At 32.6% G+C, this 17556-nt stretch carries 12 protein-coding genes; 7 read left to right on the top strand and 5 right to left on the bottom strand.

The genetic code is table 11. From position 1 onward, the window contains the following. Positions 1-10 precede the first annotated feature (10 nt). Together J3T98_RS09105 and miaB are read right to left on the bottom strand one after the other, a co-directional pair. A complete protein-coding gene (locus J3T98_RS09105) occupies positions 11-1012 on the bottom strand; it encodes a PhoH family protein (protein WP_065561881.1) in 1002 nt (333 codons plus the stop codon). 91 nt (positions 1013-1103) lie between these two features. Beyond that, entirely contained in the window at positions 1104-2531 is a 1428-nt protein-coding gene (gene miaB, locus J3T98_RS09100; protein WP_267357845.1) for a tRNA (N6-isopentenyl adenosine(37)-C2)-methylthiotransferase MiaB, read from the bottom strand. 266 nt (positions 2532-2797) lie between these two features. Between miaB and J3T98_RS09095 the strand changes: the two genes are divergently transcribed. Further along, positions 2798-4030: an N-acetylmuramoyl-L-alanine amidase gene (locus tag J3T98_RS09095; RefSeq protein WP_065561883.1), complete on the top strand. Its 1233-nt coding sequence runs from the start codon at positions 2798-2800 to the stop codon at positions 4028-4030. 29 nt (positions 4031-4059) lie between these two features. On the opposite strand, the gene rsmG is transcribed toward J3T98_RS09095, so the two are convergent. Continuing rightward, positions 4060-4659 carry a 16S rRNA (guanine(527)-N(7))-methyltransferase RsmG gene (gene rsmG, locus J3T98_RS09090; protein ID WP_065561884.1) on the bottom strand — a complete coding sequence of 200 codons (600 nt, stop codon included), beginning with the start codon at positions 4657-4659 and terminating at the stop codon, positions 4060-4062. Continuing rightward, positions 4637-6529: a tRNA uridine-5-carboxymethylaminomethyl(34) synthesis enzyme MnmG gene (gene mnmG, locus J3T98_RS09085; protein WP_065561885.1), complete on the bottom strand. Its 1893-nt coding sequence runs from the start codon at positions 6527-6529 to the stop codon at positions 4637-4639. The genes rsmG and mnmG overlap by 23 nt, the downstream gene beginning before the upstream one ends. A gap of 980 nt (positions 6530-7509) precedes the next feature. On the opposite strand from mnmG, the gene hda reads away from it, so the two are divergent. Continuing rightward, positions 7510-8193, top strand: coding sequence for a DnaA inactivator Hda (gene hda, locus J3T98_RS09080; RefSeq protein ID WP_065561886.1), 684 nt, complete (start codon positions 7510-7512; stop codon positions 8191-8193). A gap of 1 nt (position 8194) precedes the next feature. Beyond that, positions 8195-8974: a Cof-type HAD-IIB family hydrolase gene (locus J3T98_RS09075; RefSeq protein WP_065561887.1), complete on the top strand. Its 780-nt coding sequence runs from the start codon at positions 8195-8197 to the stop codon at positions 8972-8974. Positions 8975-9037: 63 nt separating this feature from the next. Here J3T98_RS09075 and J3T98_RS09070 read toward each other — a convergent pair whose 3' ends face one another. Then, positions 9038-10543 (bottom strand): MFS transporter, encoded by a 1506-nt coding sequence (locus J3T98_RS09070; protein WP_065561888.1) that lies wholly within the window; start codon positions 10541-10543, stop codon positions 9038-9040. Positions 10544-10845: 302 nt separating this feature from the next. Here J3T98_RS09070 and J3T98_RS09065 point away from each other — a divergent pair, with 302 nt between their 5' ends. From J3T98_RS09065 to J3T98_RS09050, 4 genes are read left to right on the top strand one after another with little or no spacing between them, the layout of a single operon-like run. Then, entirely contained in the window at positions 10846-12408 is a 1563-nt protein-coding gene (locus tag J3T98_RS09065; RefSeq protein WP_267362675.1) for an oligogalacturonate-specific porin KdgM family protein, read from the top strand. Between the two features lie 36 nt (positions 12409-12444). Continuing rightward, positions 12445-14001: an SGNH/GDSL hydrolase family protein gene (locus J3T98_RS09060; protein WP_267362674.1), complete on the top strand. Its 1557-nt coding sequence runs from the start codon at positions 12445-12447 to the stop codon at positions 13999-14001. A gap of 18 nt (positions 14002-14019) precedes the next feature. Then, positions 14020-15186: a pectate lyase family protein gene (locus J3T98_RS09055; RefSeq protein ID WP_267362673.1), complete on the top strand. Its 1167-nt coding sequence runs from the start codon at positions 14020-14022 to the stop codon at positions 15184-15186. Between the two features lie 35 nt (positions 15187-15221). Continuing rightward, positions 15222-17465 carry a right-handed parallel beta-helix repeat-containing protein gene (locus J3T98_RS09050; protein ID WP_267362672.1) on the top strand — a complete coding sequence of 748 codons (2244 nt, stop codon included), beginning with the start codon at positions 15222-15224 and terminating at the stop codon, positions 17463-17465. Positions 17466-17556: the final 91 nt, after the last annotated feature.

Below are 17556 nucleotides of genomic sequence, written 5' to 3'. Positions count from 1 at the left end.
TAAATTCTGTTTATAGATGTTCTTTTTGTTCCCATTTTTCATAAGCATTAACAATTCTAGCTACCACAGGATGGCGAACTACATCTTCACTCTTGAAAAAATTAAAACTAATATCTTCAACTTCATTTAATACTTCTATTGCGTGACGTAACCCAGATTTTTGATGACGAGGTAAATCTATTTGGGTTATATCACCCGTTATTACCGCTTTAGAATTAAAACCAATGCGGGTTAAAAACATTTTCATTTGTTCTATTGTTGTGTTTTGGCTTTCATCAAGAATAATAAATGCATCATTGAGTGTACGTCCACGCATATAAGCTAACGGTGCAACTTCAATCACACTTTTTTCAATTAGTTTTTCGACTTTTTCAAAACCTAGCATTTCAAATAAAGCATCGTAAAGCGGACGCAAATAAGGATCGACTTTTTGGCTTAAATCACCTGGTAAAAAACCCAATTTTTCACCGGCTTCAACTGCAGGGCGTGTTAATACAATTCGTCTAACTTGTTGTTTTTCAAGTGCATCAACTGCGGCAGCTACAGCTAAATAGGTTTTACCTGTACCAGCAGGACCGATACCAAAAGAGATATCATAATCTAATACATGAGCAATATATTGTGCTTGATTAGGCGTGCGGGGTTTTATTACTCCTCGCTTGGTCTTTATCATCACTTGTTTGCTACCATGCAGATCAACATAACTAGGTGCGTGTTCATTAGCTTTTTCTAACGCACCTGATTCTTTAATAGCTAAATGTATCTGCTCTGGTTCTATATCGACAATACTGTCTTTTACTTTAGTTTGTTTATACAGCGATTGTAAAATCTCAGTTGCCGCTTTTGCACAAATTATATCGCCAGTAATAGCAAATTGATTACCCCGATGGTTTATTTCTAATCCTAATCGTCGTTCAAGTTGTTTGATATTGTCATCATAAGGACCACAAAGACTATTAAGCCGCTGATTATCTGCTGGTTCAAGCATTGTTTCATATGTCGTAATATTCAAAGATATGTCCCCAAATCGTTTATTTTAAACACGTTCTTTTAAGCCAAAATTTATCAACATGTTATATATTATTATTTCAATCATTATTTAATTATGGTTGATAGATAGCCACACCTAAATCGTTTTCTTTACGGGTACGAGAGATGACCGATATTGGTGATTCGCTCACACGTAAATTCATCTGATTCTCTGTTCTTACTACTTTACCACGCAATGAGTTAGGATAAACATCGGTAATTTCAACATCAACAAATTTACCAATCATATCCGGACTACCTTCAAAATTAACAATACGATTATTTTCTGTTCGTCCAGTTAATTCCATAAGATCCTTTTTAGAAGGGCCTTCAACTAAAATACGTTGCACAGTATTTAACATGCGACGACTAAATTGCATTGCTTGTTGATTGATTCGTTCTTGGAGAATATAGAGCCTTTGTTTTTTCTCTTCTTCAGAAACGTTATCTTCCATTTCAGCAGCAGGTGTACCTGGTCGTGCTGAATAGACAAAGCTATAACTTAAATCAAAATTAACATCAGCAATGAGTTTCATGGTTTGTTCAAAATCTTCTTGGGTTTCACCAGGGAATCCAACAATAAAGTCTGAACTAATTTGAATGTCAGGACGAACTTTGCGTAATTTGCGAATGATTGATTTATATTCAATTGCTGTATGAGTGCGTTTCATTAAATTTAACACTCGGTCAGAACCACTTTGTACCGGCAAATGTAAAAAGTTAACCAGTTCTGGCGTATCACGATATACATCGATGATATCATCAGTAAATTCAATTGGATGGCTAGTTGTAAAGCGAATGCGATCAATACCATCAATAGCAGCAACTAAGCGTAGTAGTTCAGCGAAAGAACAAATATCACCATCGAAAGTTGGCCCTCGATAAGCATTAACATTTTGACCCAGTAAATTAACTTCGCGTACACCTTGTTCAGCAAGTTGAGCTATTTCATAAATTACATCATCACAAGGTCGGCTCACCTCTTCACCACGAGTGTAAGGTACCACACAATAAGTACAGTATTTATTACATCCTTCCATAATTGAAACAAAAGCTGTTGGACCTTCACTGCGAGGTTCGGGTAAACGGTCAAATTTTTCAATTTCAGGAAAACTAACATCAACCACATGATGACCATTACCACTACGAATTTGTTCAATCATCTCGGGTAAACGATGAAAAGTTTGTGGTCCAAAAATAATATCAACAAAAGGAGCACGCTTACGGATATGTGCACCTTCTTGTGATGCTACGCAACCACCTACACCAATGATGATATCAGGGTTATGTTGTTTTAAATTTTTCCAACGGCCTAGTTGATGAAAGACTTTTTCTTGGGCTTTTTCTCGAATAGAGCAAGTATTTAATAGTAAAATATCTGCTTCTTCGGCATTTTCTGTTAAAGTTAAACCATGGGTGGATTCAAGGAGATCTGCCATTTTTGTTGAATCATATTCATTCATTTGGCAACCCCAAGTTTTGATATGTAATTTTTTGCTCATCAATAACTCAGCTATATTTAATTGTTAAAATGAAAACGGGTTTAAATCCGTGATTTTAGCGTGTCATATTGTAATCCTTTGTGATTGTAGGGTCTATAATTAATATAAAAAACTATATTTATATGCTTTATTTAGAAAATAATGTCTAATTAGTAATTAATCTATCGAAAAAACAACTGATTATGATAATCATTCTTTTTAATATCGTTTTATTTTATGCTATTATACTTGGCCTATTAATATTACTAATATAAAAGTGTCTAGGTATGTCGAAAACTTTTAGTCCAACAAAGCGCTTTTTGATCAAAGGCATTATTGCTACTTGCCTATTATCTGTTACACGAGTTGGCTTTGCTGCGGCAATGGCTCAAGTTGTTGCTGTGCGCGTTTGGCCTTCATCAACCTATACACGAATAACGTTAGAATCAAACGTTAAGCTTAATTATAAAAGCGCACAATTATATAACCCTGATCGTATGGTGATTGATATTGATAATCTCAATTTAAATCCAATATTAAAAACCGTTTCGACAAAAGTTTTAAGCCGTGATCCTTTTATTAAATCTATACGTGCATTACAGTTAGATCCTAAAACTGTACGTATTATGATCGAATTAAAACAGGGTATTGATCCTAATACATTTACATTACCACCGATTGCTGAATTTAAACATCGATTAGTCGTTGATCTTTATCCGTCTAAACCGACTACAGCTAATGATGATCCTTTACTTGCTCTTTTAGAAGAGTATCAAAAAGGGGATCTAAATAAAAAACAAGCGCAAATAAAATCGCCAACGAATAAAAATAAAAACTCGCCTGTTATTGTTATGCTCGATCCTGGTCATGGTGGTGAGGATCCTGGTGCGATTGGCTACAAAAGAACACGAGAAAAAGACATTGTTTTGCAAATTGCCAGACGAACATATAGTTTGCTAAAAAAAGAACCAAATATAAAAGTTTATATGACTCGTAATGAAGATGTTTTTATTCCATTAAAAGTTCGAGTAGCGAAAGCGAGATCTTTACATGCGGATCTATTTGTCTCTATCCATGCTGATGCTTTTGCGAGTCGATCTGTTAGAGGGTCATCTGTATTTGCTTTATCAACACGTGGAGCTAGTAGTTCTGCTGCAAGTTATTTAGCCCAAACTCAAAATGATGCAGACCAAATAGGTGGTGTTAGCCGAAGTGGTGATAAATATTTAGATAACACTATTTTAGATTTAGTGCAAAAAACAACCCTTTCTAATGGTGTATTATTAGGAAGTGCTATTTTAAATCGAATGAAAAATGTGAATAAATTACATAAACCATCGATAGAAAAAGCAGGTTTTGCAGTGTTAAAAGCACCAGATATTCCATCAGTTTTAGTTGAAACAGCCTTTATTAGTAATATAGCTGAAGAGCAAAAACTTAAAACAGCAGCCTTCCAAAATCAAGTTTCTAAAGCCATAGTTGATGGTATTAAGGATTATTTGAAAAGACGTAAGAATTGATCTAAAAAGTGATTAGATCAATTTATTTTTTATTCAATGATCATTAATCGTCTTTCAGCATTCAATTCAGGTATGGTAAGTTTTATATCTTGTTTAAGCGTAAATCCTTCAGGGATCGGATCAAGATCACTGCCTTTTAACGCATAAAATAATCCTTGTTCATTAGGAAGATGTTTACACCAGGTTAACATATCTTGTAAAGAAGCAAATGCTCGACTTATTACCCCATCGAATTTTTTTTGATTATATTCTTCAATACGGCTTTGAATTGGTTGAATATTTGGTAGCTTTAATTCAAATTGAACTTGTTTTAAAAAACGGATCCTTTTACCTAAACTGTCAACGAGATCAAATTGTTTGTCTGGATTGATGATTGCTAAAGGAATCCCTGGTAATCCAGGGCCTGTACCTACATCAATAAACGTGCTACCAACTAAATAAGGTGAAACAACTAAGCTATCCATAATATGTTTTATTAACATTTCATTAGGATCACGCACCGCTGTTAGGTTGTAAGCTTTATTCCATTTATTAAGCATTTCAACGTAATTGATCAGTTGATCAATTTGCTGACAATTGATTGAAAGATCCGTTTGATCAATAAGATTAATGAGTTTCTTTTTTAACATAGTTCTTCTTTTTTAAATAAACTAATAACATTGAAATTGCAGCTGGTGTAATACCTGAAATACGTGAAGCTTGACCAATTGAAACCGGCTTATGTTGTTTTAATTTAGCAACAACTTCGTTAGATAATCCTGATATTTCAGCATAATCTATATGCTCAGGTATGAGAGTTTCCTCATTTCGTTTTTGTCTTTCTATTTCTTCAATTTGTAATTTTATATAGCCGTCATACTTAACTTGAATTTCAACTTGTTCTGCTGCTTGATCATCACTTAGCCCTGGTGCAAATAGAGACAGGGATTGTAGAGTTTTGTAGCTCATTTCAGGGCGTTTAAGCAACTCTTCTCCATTGGCTTCTTTGGTAAGGTTAGCGCTTAATACCGCATTAACTTCATCAATTGTTTCAATGTGAGGATGAACCCAAATGTCACGAAGACGTGCTCTTTCTTGTTCAATAGCTTCAAATTTTTCGTTAAAACGTTGCCAACGGTAATCATCAACCATTCCAAGTTGTCGTCCAATTTCTGTTAAACGAATATCTGCATTATCTTCACGTAACATTAAGCGATATTCAGCTCGTGAAGTAAACATACGATAAGGTTCATTAGTACCTAAAGTACAAAGATCATCAACCAAAACCCCTAAATAAGCTTGATCACGCGTTGGATACCATTGATCTTGATCATAAACAAAACGAGCTGCATTTAATCCTGCCAGCATACCTTGAGCAGCAGCTTCTTCATAACCTGTAGTACCATTGATCTGTCCTGCTAAAAACAAGCCTTTGATCACTTTACTTTCAAGAGTTGGTTTGAGATCACGAGGATCAAAGTAATCATATTCAATCGCATAACCTGGTCTGACTATATTGGCATTTTCCAGTCCTTTCATACTGCGAACAAATGCTAATTGTGTATCAAACGGTAAGCTTGTAGATATCCCATTTGGATAAATTTCATTACTGTCTAAACCTTCTGGTTCTAAATAGATCTGATGTGAATTACGATCAGCAAAGCGCATTATTTTATCTTCGATTGATGGACAATATCGTGGACCTACACCTTCAATAACACCTGTATACATAGGGCTACGATCTAAGCTGTTTCGAATAATATCATGTGTGGTTTCATTAGTACTTGTTATATAACAAGGAATCTGTCTAGGATGCTGTTTAGCATCACCTAAAAATGAAAATACAGGCACAGGATCATCACCGTATTGTGTACCTAATTTAGAAAAATCTATGGTTCTAGCATCGATACGAGGTGGCGTTCCTGTTTTTAAACGACCCATTCTAAATGGGTATTGATGTAACGATTTGGAAAGACCTATCGAAGCAGGATCACCAGTTCTACCGCCACTATAATTATCAAGTCCTATATGGATCTTGCCATCTAAGAAAGTGCCAGTAGTTAATACAACAGATCTTGCTTTAAATGAAACACCCATTTGTGTAACCACGCCTGTGATCTGATCGTTTTCAATGATCACGTCTTCAACTGATTGTTGAAATAACATTAAGTTTTCTTGGTTTTCAAGGGTTGTTCGTATTACTTTACGATATAAAGATCGATCCGCTTGAGCTCGTGTTGCTCTTACAGCAGGACCTTTGCTGCTGTTTAAGATCCTAAATTGGATCCCAGAAAGATCAATAGCATGTGCCATTAATCCACCCATTGCATCAATTTCTTTTACTAAATGTCCCTTACCAATACCACCAATAGCAGGGTTGCATGACATTTGTCCTAACGTATTGATATTATGGGTTAAAAGTAATGTTTTTCGGCCCATTCTTGCTGATGCCATTGCTGCTTCTGTTCCGGCATGGCCACCACCAACGACGATGACATCAAAAAGATCTGGATAAAACATATAAAGCCTCGTTTTTTATTTTACAGATAGATGATCATTATTTTGATCAGGTGATTTGGTTTTATTTAGCGTAAGGAATTTTACTCATCTTTTTTATTACGTCAAATGATCTATTTTGATCATCATTTAAATTAAATAAGATCTTTTTGTGATCTTTTTTATTTTTACTATTATTAGTTTGGATCATTTTTGTTGATAACTCTTTTTTATGATTATTTTATAGGATCTTAATGATCGTCTAATGCTGTTAATTGATCGGATCTTTTTTTAGTTAATCCTGTTTATAACTCTTAATTTTATCCACAACCTTTTTTGCTTTTAAGGTTATTAATATGATTATAACAGCTTATATAGTGGGTTTATCACAGAGTTATCCACAAAAAATAAATTTGTTTGCTTAAATTTTATCTTTTATTGTCTATAATTTAATCTTAATTATTTAGATCATTCTGGTTAAAAAAGTTATACATCTTAAATATTATGATCAATAAAAGGTAATTATGAGTTTTAATGATCATTATAAAGTTCGAAATATGATCTTTGATCATACTTAGCGACATTAATATTATTAATTTAAATTTTAAAAATACCTGAAAAAGAGATTTTTCTAAAAGATATTGGTGTTTTTGGTAGAAAGCTAATGTAACTAATGTTTAAAAGTGGGATTATAGGTATTTGTTTCTTTTAATTCGGAAGTTCTGTGAGGTGGCAGTACCATCATCACTTAAAATAATAGTACTTATTAAAAGCTATTTAGGAAAAGGTTAAAATGTTTTTTTAAGTATTAGATAATAATAAAATGGATTAATTTCTATATCTAAATGAATTTTTAATTAGGTTATTATTTAGTTTTTTAGGATTGATATATTAATTTTTGATAGTTACTTTCGTTAACTTATTTGTTTGCTGTAAAAGTGATTGATTTTTGTAAAAGCAAATTTATACTTAGTAAGATTATATTTTTATTGTGAGGTTATTTTATTACTCTTTCACAGTTGCCTTTACCTTTTATATTACCTAATAACGAAACATTTGATAGTTTTTATGTAGGTAATAATCAATTATTGTTTGAATCTTTGCAAACCTTACTTGATAAGGAAGGCTTCAACGTCTTTTATATATGGTCAGCAAGTGCCGCTGGTCGTACTCATCTATTACATGCTTCATGTCAAAATAAGTTAGCAAGCTATATTCCTTTAAAACAGCATGTTCTACTTGTACCTGAGATTTTACAAGGTTTAGATAATTATGATTTGGTTTGTTTAGATGATATTGATGCGATAGCAGGTCATCGTGATTGGGAAGAAGCAATATTTGATCTTTTTAATCGTTTAACCGAAAAAAACGTTAGTAAATTATTGATAACTGCCAGTGCTCCTCCAAAACAAGTTCCTTTTATACTACCTGATTTGGTATCAAGGTTAACGTGGGGGCAAGTTTATCAGTTAAAAGAGTTAAGTGATGAGGATAAACTAAAAGCTTTACAACTTAGGGCTAAGCTAAGTGGATTTGAGCTATCAACGGAAGTTGGATTATTTTTGTTAAAACGTGTTAATCGCGATATGCGAACTTTATTTTCTTTAATGGAAGAGTTTGAAGTAGCTACGTTAGCTCAACAACGCAAATTAACCATTCCTTTTATTAAACATATTTTGGATTTATGAAATGAAAAAGAAACCTGAAGCTATTGTTTTTTTCGATTTAGATGGAACCTTATTTAATAAAGATATAGATGTGTTACCTAGTTCTTATGATGCAATTAGAAAACTAAAACAAAATAATATTGTACCAATAATTGCAACTGGTAGAACACCACCTGAAGCGGTTGATTTGATGAGGGATACTGGTATAGATTCAATTATTGGTATGAATGGCCAAGTAGTTATTTATGAAAAAGAAGTTGTTTTCACAAATAATATTGATAAAAACCTCATTACTCGATTATATGAATATTCAAGAGAAAAGATGAATATTCCATTATCTTTCTATAGCTATAAGACTATGCGAGTGAGTGAAAACAGTCTTCCTGCTCAAAAATTCTATACTTCTTTAAAACAACAAGTACCTCCTGTTGATGATCAAATTTACTTAAAAGAACCGATTCAAATGTTATTACTGCTTTGTGAACAAGGCGAATCACCTTATAGAGAAGTTTTTCCTGAATTGACGTTTATTCGTAATACACATTATTGTGTTGATGTTTTTAATCATGGCGGTTCTAAAGGTAATGGCATTAAAGAATTATTAAAAACTAAAGGTTTTAATGACGTACCTACTTATGCATTTGGTGATGGTATGAATGATTTTGAAATGTTCCTAACCGTTGACCATCCTGTAGCAATGAGCAATGCGGTTGATCAGCTAAAAGAAAAAGCTGAATATGTCACTGATACCAATAATAATGATGGCATAGCGAAAGCATTGAAAAAGTTTGGATTAATTTAATATAAAAAAAATCATCTAATTGTTTAGATTAGATGATTTTAAGTTTAATTATATTACTTTTGTTTAGTGGTGTTGTTTAAAGCCTACATTATTGTTACCAAAACAGTTGTCATACTCAAAGCCTGTTAACTCTTTAACTAAACTTCTTATTTCTGGTGTTGCATCTTGTTTTTTGCCACCATTTTTTAATCTATCAAGTTCTTGAATAATAAGTGCATGAGTCGATTTATCTAATTTCATACGATATGTGAAGAAGATACCTAATAGTGCCATTCCACACACACCGAAGATTAATACTAAGTTAATTGCAGTAACGGCACTCTCTGGTTGAACAGCATCTACGCCAGACACAAAACCAGAATATTTCAATACAATACCTAAGACAAAGACGATAGTTGCACGCATTAATTTACCGGCCATGGTCATAGCACCAGCATAAATACCTTCGCGACGTCTTCCTGTTAGTACTTCATCGATATCTGCTAAGAATGTGTATACACTCCAAGGAATATAATAAACACCACCCGTTCCTAACCCAAACCAAATAGTAATACCAATTACAATCCATGTAACATGAGGCATATTAAAGTAGTAGACACCGATATAGCCGATTACCGAAGATATTACTATCAATATTGCAATAACAAATGGTCTTTTGAATCCACGTTTTACACACCAAGCCATGAAAAAGGCAGTTGAGATTAATTGGCAAATACTACTTAAACTGTTCATTTGTGAAACGAAGGTTTTGGGTTGGCCTAAGTTAAATACCACAAAATAAGTAAATGTTGCTGCAAATAACCATTCAGCACCAAAGCCAAATAGATACATACCTAAATGGTTTCTAAAAGTTTTTAAACGGAAAGTTGAAAAAACATCTGAAAATAATTTAACAATACTTTCCCAAAGGCCAGAAGTTGTTTCATCTTCAATTTCATCAACTGATTTTTCCCAGCTATTAAAATAAAGCAAAATTAGTGCTATCGCCATAATAGATGCATAAGTAATACCTGTTAATAAGAATGGTAGTGGAGAGTCTTTACCATCAAATAGATAGAAAAATACACCAGGAATAGCTGCAGCTAAGAAGTTTGCTACTTTACCAAACATCGCTTTGGAACCTGCTAGGTAAGTTCTTTGATCGAAGTTTTTAGTCATCTCTACCGGTAAAGTATTATATGGAATCATAATCATGGTATAGATGAATTCAAATAAAATATAAGTAGTTAAGTAGTACCAGAAATTCATCCCATCTACCCAAAGTAATGGGTAAATAATCATACATGGAATAGCAAATAGGATGAAGAATCGACGGCGACCAAATCGACGTCCAAGTTTAGTATGGTTAAAGTTATCAGTAATAAAACCCATTAGTGGATTTAAAATTACATCTAAATAGGTAGCTATAGAAAAAATTAACGTAGCTTGAAATGCCGAAAGTCCACAAAATGTTGTATAAAAGTATAGTAACCAAGCGGCACTAATTGCTAGAGCACCACTTCCTATCAAATTACCACTACCATACGAAAATCGAGTGAGTGTGGTTATTTTTTTCTGATTATCAGCCATAAATCTATTTCCTTTAATAATTATGAAATACTGTTTTAAAATTATTATTTAAATAATACTAAATTTATACAAATTAATTTTAATTTTTTTTTAGAAATGTGACGTTGGTAACAAATTATTTTGATTTTTAAGGTATATATATTAATATTATTTTAAATAAAAATTAAATATATCATGTAGTTATTGTTTTTTTTGAATTGTTTTCTGAAACTGTGATCTTATTAACAGAAAAAATTAATAAAATAATAAAAAATATAAAACAGTATTTCAAAAAATAAATTTAAAAATTTAGGAAAACAATAATGAGTCAATTTAAATTAAAAAAAATACCGCTTTTAATGTTTCTGTCTACCTTTCCTATTTATTCTTTTGCTGGTCAAACAACTTTTCAATATGAACATAACTGGAAATCTATGGATAGGATTCATGGGGATACAATTAAGTTAATCCATAAAACCGACGATAATTGGCAATATGAATTTAAATTTGGTGTTACTGAAGGTGGCGGGAACAAACGTGATGTTTTATATGATGATATGCAAGGTGGATCGGGTGGTGTTGTTATTCAAAAAACATTTACGTTTGATGATGGCTGGGGATCGATTATTCCATCATTAGAATTAGGTTTCAGCAAAGATTCAACTCTTTATCAACCAGGATTGAAATATAGTTATAAAATTAATAGTGATTGGTCAACAAGTTTTCGATATCGCTATGAATGGAAAAAAATATCTCACGCTGAACGTTATAAAAGAGCAAAAATAGCTGGCAAACAAGTTAAATATGTTGCTAGTAGTAATACAGGAAGGAATCGTTTAGATTGGGCATTAATGTATTCTGGTATAAAAGCATTTAACTTTGCCTATACCTTTAACTATTATTTTGGTGATTATACTAACAATTCTTATAAAGCATTGAGGAACGGTTTTTCTAAAAATGAATATAAAGCTTATAACAATAAAAAAACTGATTATGAGCAAGAATTTAAAATTACCTATAATTATTCAAAATTGTTCCGTCCTTATTTTTCCATTTCTGATGTATCGAAAAATAAAACCACTAATACTCGACAAGCTAAGTTTAAAGTTGGTTTCAATTACGCATTCGGTCAATCAAATAGCAAAGATTCTAATTTCGCTTATAAAACCTATTTCAAATATGCGCATCATTATGGTTTAACTTCACATTACCATGGTGATAGTTTTGGTCTATATACTGATTTTGATAAAAAAGGCTATGTTGGTCTAAGTGTAAATACCTATAACCAATTAAAAAATAGATTATTCTTTGATGATATTGTTTCTAGTCATTATCAAATTTATGGAGGTTACAATTTTTATTTAGCTGATAATTGGATACTAACACCAAATATGGAAGTTAGATTCTATTCAGGTGGTGGTTATAAAGCTAAAAGTAAAGAAAACTTACCCCATTATCAGTTAGGTGATGTAAGTGATTCACAACGTCCAGGTGTTCGTTATTCTCCCGCTTTAAAATTGACTTGGTTACAAAGTGATGATCTATCTTTTTATGGCCAATATCGATTTGAATATCGCAAAGTTTCAAGAAGTAAACGCGAAGATAGTGTTCAAGGTTATGTCGATAATCGAGCGCGCAATCGTTTTGATATAGGTACTGATATTAATCTAACTCCTGATTGGAACATTGGCTATCGCTTCTCATACTTAAAAGGAAACTATGTATTACACAATGATAAAAAGCATGATTATCAACAAGAACTGGATATAAATTGGCAAGCAACCAAAGTTTGGCAAGTTAACTTTGCTGCAGAAGATGTGGCAAAAAGTGTTCATTCTGACGCAAGGGAAGCTAAGTTAGCACTAGGATTATCTTATTTATTTTAATCGATAAAAGTGTTAAAAACAGTTAGTGGTGAAAAAATGATAAAGAAAATTTTTTTCGGATTTTTATTGGTTGTCACTTCAATCAATCAAGTATTGGCAAGTACTGTAATACAAGGTTATGTTTATGTTAATAAACCAGTTGTTTCATCGGTGATAGTCCGTGATGTGAATAATAAAATTTTAAAAACGGCGACTAATAGCGATGGGTTTTATCAACAAGATGTTTCTGAACTGACTCCACCACTAATTGTTTTTAGTAATGAAAACTCACTTGCCCGAAAAGCGGATGAAGGGCAAATGTGTAACGGTAATTGTTTGGTTTCATACGTTCATACCTTACAAAAAGATGAAAAAAATACTGTTAATATTAATCCATTAACTGATTTTTTAACTAGTGAACTAGCTAAACAAATCAATCTTCTAGGCCCAGAACAATTTACTGATAATCAATTATCTTTTTCAATAGATGATGCTGCGTTAAGCCATGCTTATAAAAATTATCATATGCTGTTTGATAAAGCATTACGCCAAGTAGGTATTATTGCTAATTCTTTTGATCCACTTACCACCGAAAATCCAGATATTAACAAGCTACTTAATGTAATGTACTTTAATCGTGGATACGATTCTTCTACTGGTAAAGTAAGTGGTACTGTATTGTTTGATATGCGTTTAAGACCCATTAGCCAAGATTCACCTTTTGATTATGATCAGGCAGTTAAGCAAAAAGAAAGAAATATAAATGCTAAGCAACGTATTTTTATTTTAGGTGATTCGACTGCGTCCAACTATGATAAAAAAGTTTATCCAAGAATGGGATGGGGCCAAGTTTTTGATCAGTTTATTGATGATAAGGCTGATACGGTTGTCATCAATGGCGCACAGTCAGGCCGTTCAAGCCGTAGTTTCAAAACTGAAGGATGGTTCGATTTACTGATCCCTTTAATGAAAAAAGGCGATTATATGATCATCGCTTTTGGACATAATGATGAAAAATGTAACGGTAACAATCCGAAACGAGGTAAAGTGGATGTTGCTAATTTATGCACTTATCCTAATGATGATAATAACCAAAAACAGTATCCATCAACGCAAGAAAATATGTCATTCCAATCCTCTTTAGAAGGTTATCTCGCTGTGGCAAAAGCGTTGGATATGACGCCAATTTTAATGACACCAGTCACCCGTTATAAAGATAAGAATAATAACATTGCTTATCAAAATACTAATCCTGTTAGTCATACGCATTATACCGCCAATAAACCAGGTTTTGATTATTGGGGAGATTATTCGAATACGATTAAACATACGGCAAAAGTTAATCAAGTTGCTTTAATTGATTTGGAGTCATTTAGTATTGATTTTGCCAACCAACACAAAGATGACTGGCAGTCTTACTGGTTAGCTGTGGATCCTAATGATCCTAAATATCCTTATTATAAAAATCAAACTTCTGGCGTGATTAACAATCCTGATGCTACGCATTTTCAAGAAAAAGGCGCATTAGCTATCGCCAAAATTATTGCTAATGCCATAAACAACGATCCTTGGTTACAGCAAGGAATCACTTTCGATCAAACTCAGATTAACTAATAAAAAGGTATTTGTTAAATGAAAAAATTAATCATTGCGCTATTAGTTCCTTTGGCAATTAATTCATCTATTGCTGCATGTCATGCATTATCTCCGTCTCCTATCAAAATTAGAGAAGCTCGTGATGTTGCACCTAGAGACGGTTTTGGTGGTTATGATTTAGCGACAAATACGGGCACGATCGGTGGCGCTAAAGCAAATGAAAAAATGATCTTTATGGTGAATAACAAAAAAGATCTTTTAGATGCGATTGCGATCAATAAAAATCAGCCTCGTATTATTCAAGTCTCTGGGATTATAGATATTAGTGAAGGCAAACCTTACAAAGACTTTGATGATCAAAAATCTCGTTCGTTGATCAAAATTCCTAGTGATACCACATTAATTGGTGTTGGTAATAATGCTGGTTTTATCAATGGTTCACTTATGTTGTCTAAAGTAAATAATGTCATTATTCGAAATTTAAAAATTGAAGCACCAATTGATGTTGCGCCAAAATTTGAAGAGGGAGATGGATGGAATGCTGAATGGGATGGGATAAATATTATTACCTCAACTTATGTTTGGATTGATCATGTCACTCTAACTGATGGTAAATTTACCGATGATATGTACCAGGAAAAAGATGGCTGGAAATATGTACAACATGATGGTTTATTGGATATTAAGCGTGGTAGTGATTTCATTACTATCTCTTATTGTCTATTTGAAAACCATGATAAGACTATGTTAATTGGCCATAGTGATAAAAATGCTGATCAGGATGAGAATAAGTTAAATATCACGCTTCATCATAATGTTTTTTTAGACATAACTCAACGCGCACCAAGAGTAAGGTTCGGCAAAATCCACATGTATAACAACCTGTTTAAAGGATCGGTTAATAAATCTAAAACTGTATACCCATATCAATACTCTATTGGCTTAGGCTATAAAGGCAGCGTGCTTTCGGAAAATAATCAATTTATGATTGATGGTTTGAAAGATAACTGCAAAGTAGCTAAACAGTTTAAAGGCGATAACCTTCGCGATAAAAATTCTCTATTTAATCAATCTAAGTTGAAATTATCATCATGTGGTTTTGTTGATAATTTGAATTGGTCTGTGCCTTATCAATATAGCGTGGATGATATTAAGCAATTTAGTAAAAACTATGGACGATTAGTCGGTAGTGGAAAGCTTTAGAATTATTGAAATAAACAAAAATGTTAGGACCCATAATGAAAAAAATATTAACTTCAATACTTTGTCTGTCTTCGCTTTATGTTAGCGCAGCTTCTGCACAAGAGTGGAAAGCGATAGCTTTTGGCCAATCGACTGACTTAAATTTTGCCTCACTTATCAAGCCTGAAAAAGTGGGAACCAATAATGCATGGATTGCTGGTCAAAAAGATTATTTAGTTCCAAATCAACCTTATCAATTACCGTCAGATTTCTATTTAGAGAGTCGTGGCGGTAAAATTGCTAACTCGCATGATGGAATGGTGGTTTTTTATACTCAATTACCCGTTAATCAAACTTTTACTTTAGAAAGTGATGTTACCTTAGAGCAAATAGGACCTGAAGTGGATGGAAAAACGCCTGCCGCTCAAGAAGCGGTGGGTTTATTTGCTCGTGATACTATTGGCGTAGCTAGAAGTGATCCTCAGCCGGCTGGTTATGAGGAGTTTCCAAATGCTTCAAATGTAATAATGAATGCATTGATTACTCAAAATCAAAAAAATGATAATTTAGTAAAAGTAACCGGCTTAGTACGTGATGGTGTAAAAAAAGCATGGGGTAATGAAGGCATATCAATTGAGAAAGTTGGTTATGTTGAAAATGTTAATTATGTTGATGTTAAAAGTATGCATTTAACAATGACCAGAACGGCAGATCAATTTATCTTATCGATGAAAAATAATGCGACTGGTGAAGAGAAACAGTGGGCAATCAATGATTATTCAGGATTCTTAAATCAACAAGATAACAAAAATATTTATGTCGGCTTTTTTGCTTCTAGAAACGCAAAAGTTGAGTTCAAAAATTCTAAATTAACCCTCAGTGATATAACGGTTGATTATGATAAATTACCCGCTAAACCTGAGGTAATTGTTGATATTAAACCAACGTTAATTTTATCATCACCGAATGATGTATATAGTAAAAATTATACATTACAATTTTTCCCCAATACTTCAGGTACCGTATTTGTTAAAGAAATTAATAAAACGTTGAATGCGGAAGTTGGTAAGTTATTACAATTTCCAGTTCAGCTAAAAGATGGAACTAATACCTTTACTGTTGAGTTTACAGCTAATGCAAAAAATAATACTCAAATTTTTACAATTAATCTAAATAAATCATCGATTGAAAATTTATCTAATATTATTGTTTCGCCAGAAGGTAAAAAGGATAATAAAGGTACCAAACCATCACCGGTTGATTTCGAAACGGCTGTTAATAGCGTTGAACCGGGCGGTGTTATTCATTTGATGGATGGTTATTATGACGGCATAACTCTTCCGGCTCAATTAAGTGGATTACCCGGTAAATTAAAAACCATACAAGCCATTAATAAGCATAAAGCGATTTTTACTAACACTACGTTTAATTTAGATAGCAATTATTGGGCTATTAAGCAGGTTATCTTTGATGGAAATATTGATGATAAAGATAATAAACCAGCTTATTTAAGAATTTCCGGCAGTCATAATGTGATTGATCAAGTTATTACTCGTAATAATAGTGATACCGGTTTGGCAATCTCAGCTAAAAAGAAAAATCAAAATCGAATTTATTGGCCATCTTATAACCTAATTCTTAACTCTGATTCTTATAATAATATGGATAAATCAGGTAAAAATGCTGATGGTTTTGCCGCTAAATTGGGTGTTGGTAAAGGGAATGTATTTAGAGGGTGTATTGCCCATAATAATACTGATGATGGTTTCGATCTTTATAACAAGATTGAAGATGGCCCAAATGATCCGGTATTAATTGATAGTTCTGTTACATATTCAAACGGTTTTCCTTTTTCAAAACCCAATATTGCTAAAGGAAGTATAGGTAATGGTTTTAAATTAGGAGCAGAAGGTCAACCTGTAAATCATAAAATTATCAATTCAATTTCCTTAAATAATAATATGGATGGCTTTACTGATAATTTTAATACTGGTTCTTATATCATGAAGAATAATCTTTCGATCAATAGTGCGAGGTATAATTATATTTTACGCGCTAATCCTTATGAATTTTTAAAACCAGTGGTCATTTTTGAACACAATTATTCTATTCGTGATAGCTGGCAATCAGCGATAAAAGATTCATTTGGACCACAGATTAAAAGTAAAGATTTTAAATCTGTAACCAGCAATCAATTATGGAAAGGAAATAGTGACTTTAAAATCACTCGAGATAAAAACGGTAATATAGTGTTACCAAAAGAGCTAAAAACGCTAATCGAAAAAAATAAAGCTAAATAATTAAAATAATAGAGTGCTAGATCTAGTAAGATTTAGCACTTTTAATCTTTTCAATCAGCAATCTCATTCCTCTATTTTTAAATTAAATCGG

Source organism: Gilliamella sp. B2772 (genome assembly GCF_026536985.1).
Lineage (GTDB): Bacteria > Pseudomonadota > Gammaproteobacteria > Enterobacterales > Orbaceae > Gilliamella > Gilliamella apicola_E.
This window is presented reverse-complemented; position numbering and strand designations above follow the sequence as displayed.

Bases quoted from the DNA above. Each gene is read 5' to 3' on its own strand.
- miaB (WP_267357845.1), bottom strand. From the start codon at position 2,531: ATGAGCAAAAAATTACATATCAAAACTTGGGGTTGCCAAATGAATGAA.
- J3T98_RS09095 (WP_065561883.1), top strand. From the start codon at position 2,798: ATGTCGAAAACTTTTAGTCCAACAAAGCGCTTTTTGATCAAAGGCATT.
- rsmG (WP_065561884.1), bottom strand. From the start codon at position 4,659: ATGTTAAAAAAGAAACTCATTAATCTTATTGATCAAACGGATCTTTCA.
- mnmG (WP_065561885.1), bottom strand. From the start codon at position 6,529: ATGTTTTATCCAGATCTTTTTGATGTCATCGTCGTTGGTGGTGGCCAT.
- J3T98_RS09075 (WP_065561887.1), top strand. From the start codon at position 8,195: ATGAAAAAGAAACCTGAAGCTATTGTTTTTTTCGATTTAGATGGAACC.
- J3T98_RS09070 (WP_065561888.1), bottom strand. From the start codon at position 10,543: ATGGCTGATAATCAGAAAAAAATAACCACACTCACTCGATTTTCGTAT.
- J3T98_RS09065 (WP_267362675.1), top strand. From the start codon at position 10,846: ATGAGTCAATTTAAATTAAAAAAAATACCGCTTTTAATGTTTCTGTCT.
- J3T98_RS09060 (WP_267362674.1), top strand. From the start codon at position 12,445: ATGATAAAGAAAATTTTTTTCGGATTTTTATTGGTTGTCACTTCAATC.
- J3T98_RS09055 (WP_267362673.1), top strand. From the start codon at position 14,020: ATGAAAAAATTAATCATTGCGCTATTAGTTCCTTTGGCAATTAATTCA.
- J3T98_RS09050 (WP_267362672.1), top strand. From the start codon at position 15,222: ATGAAAAAAATATTAACTTCAATACTTTGTCTGTCTTCGCTTTATGTT.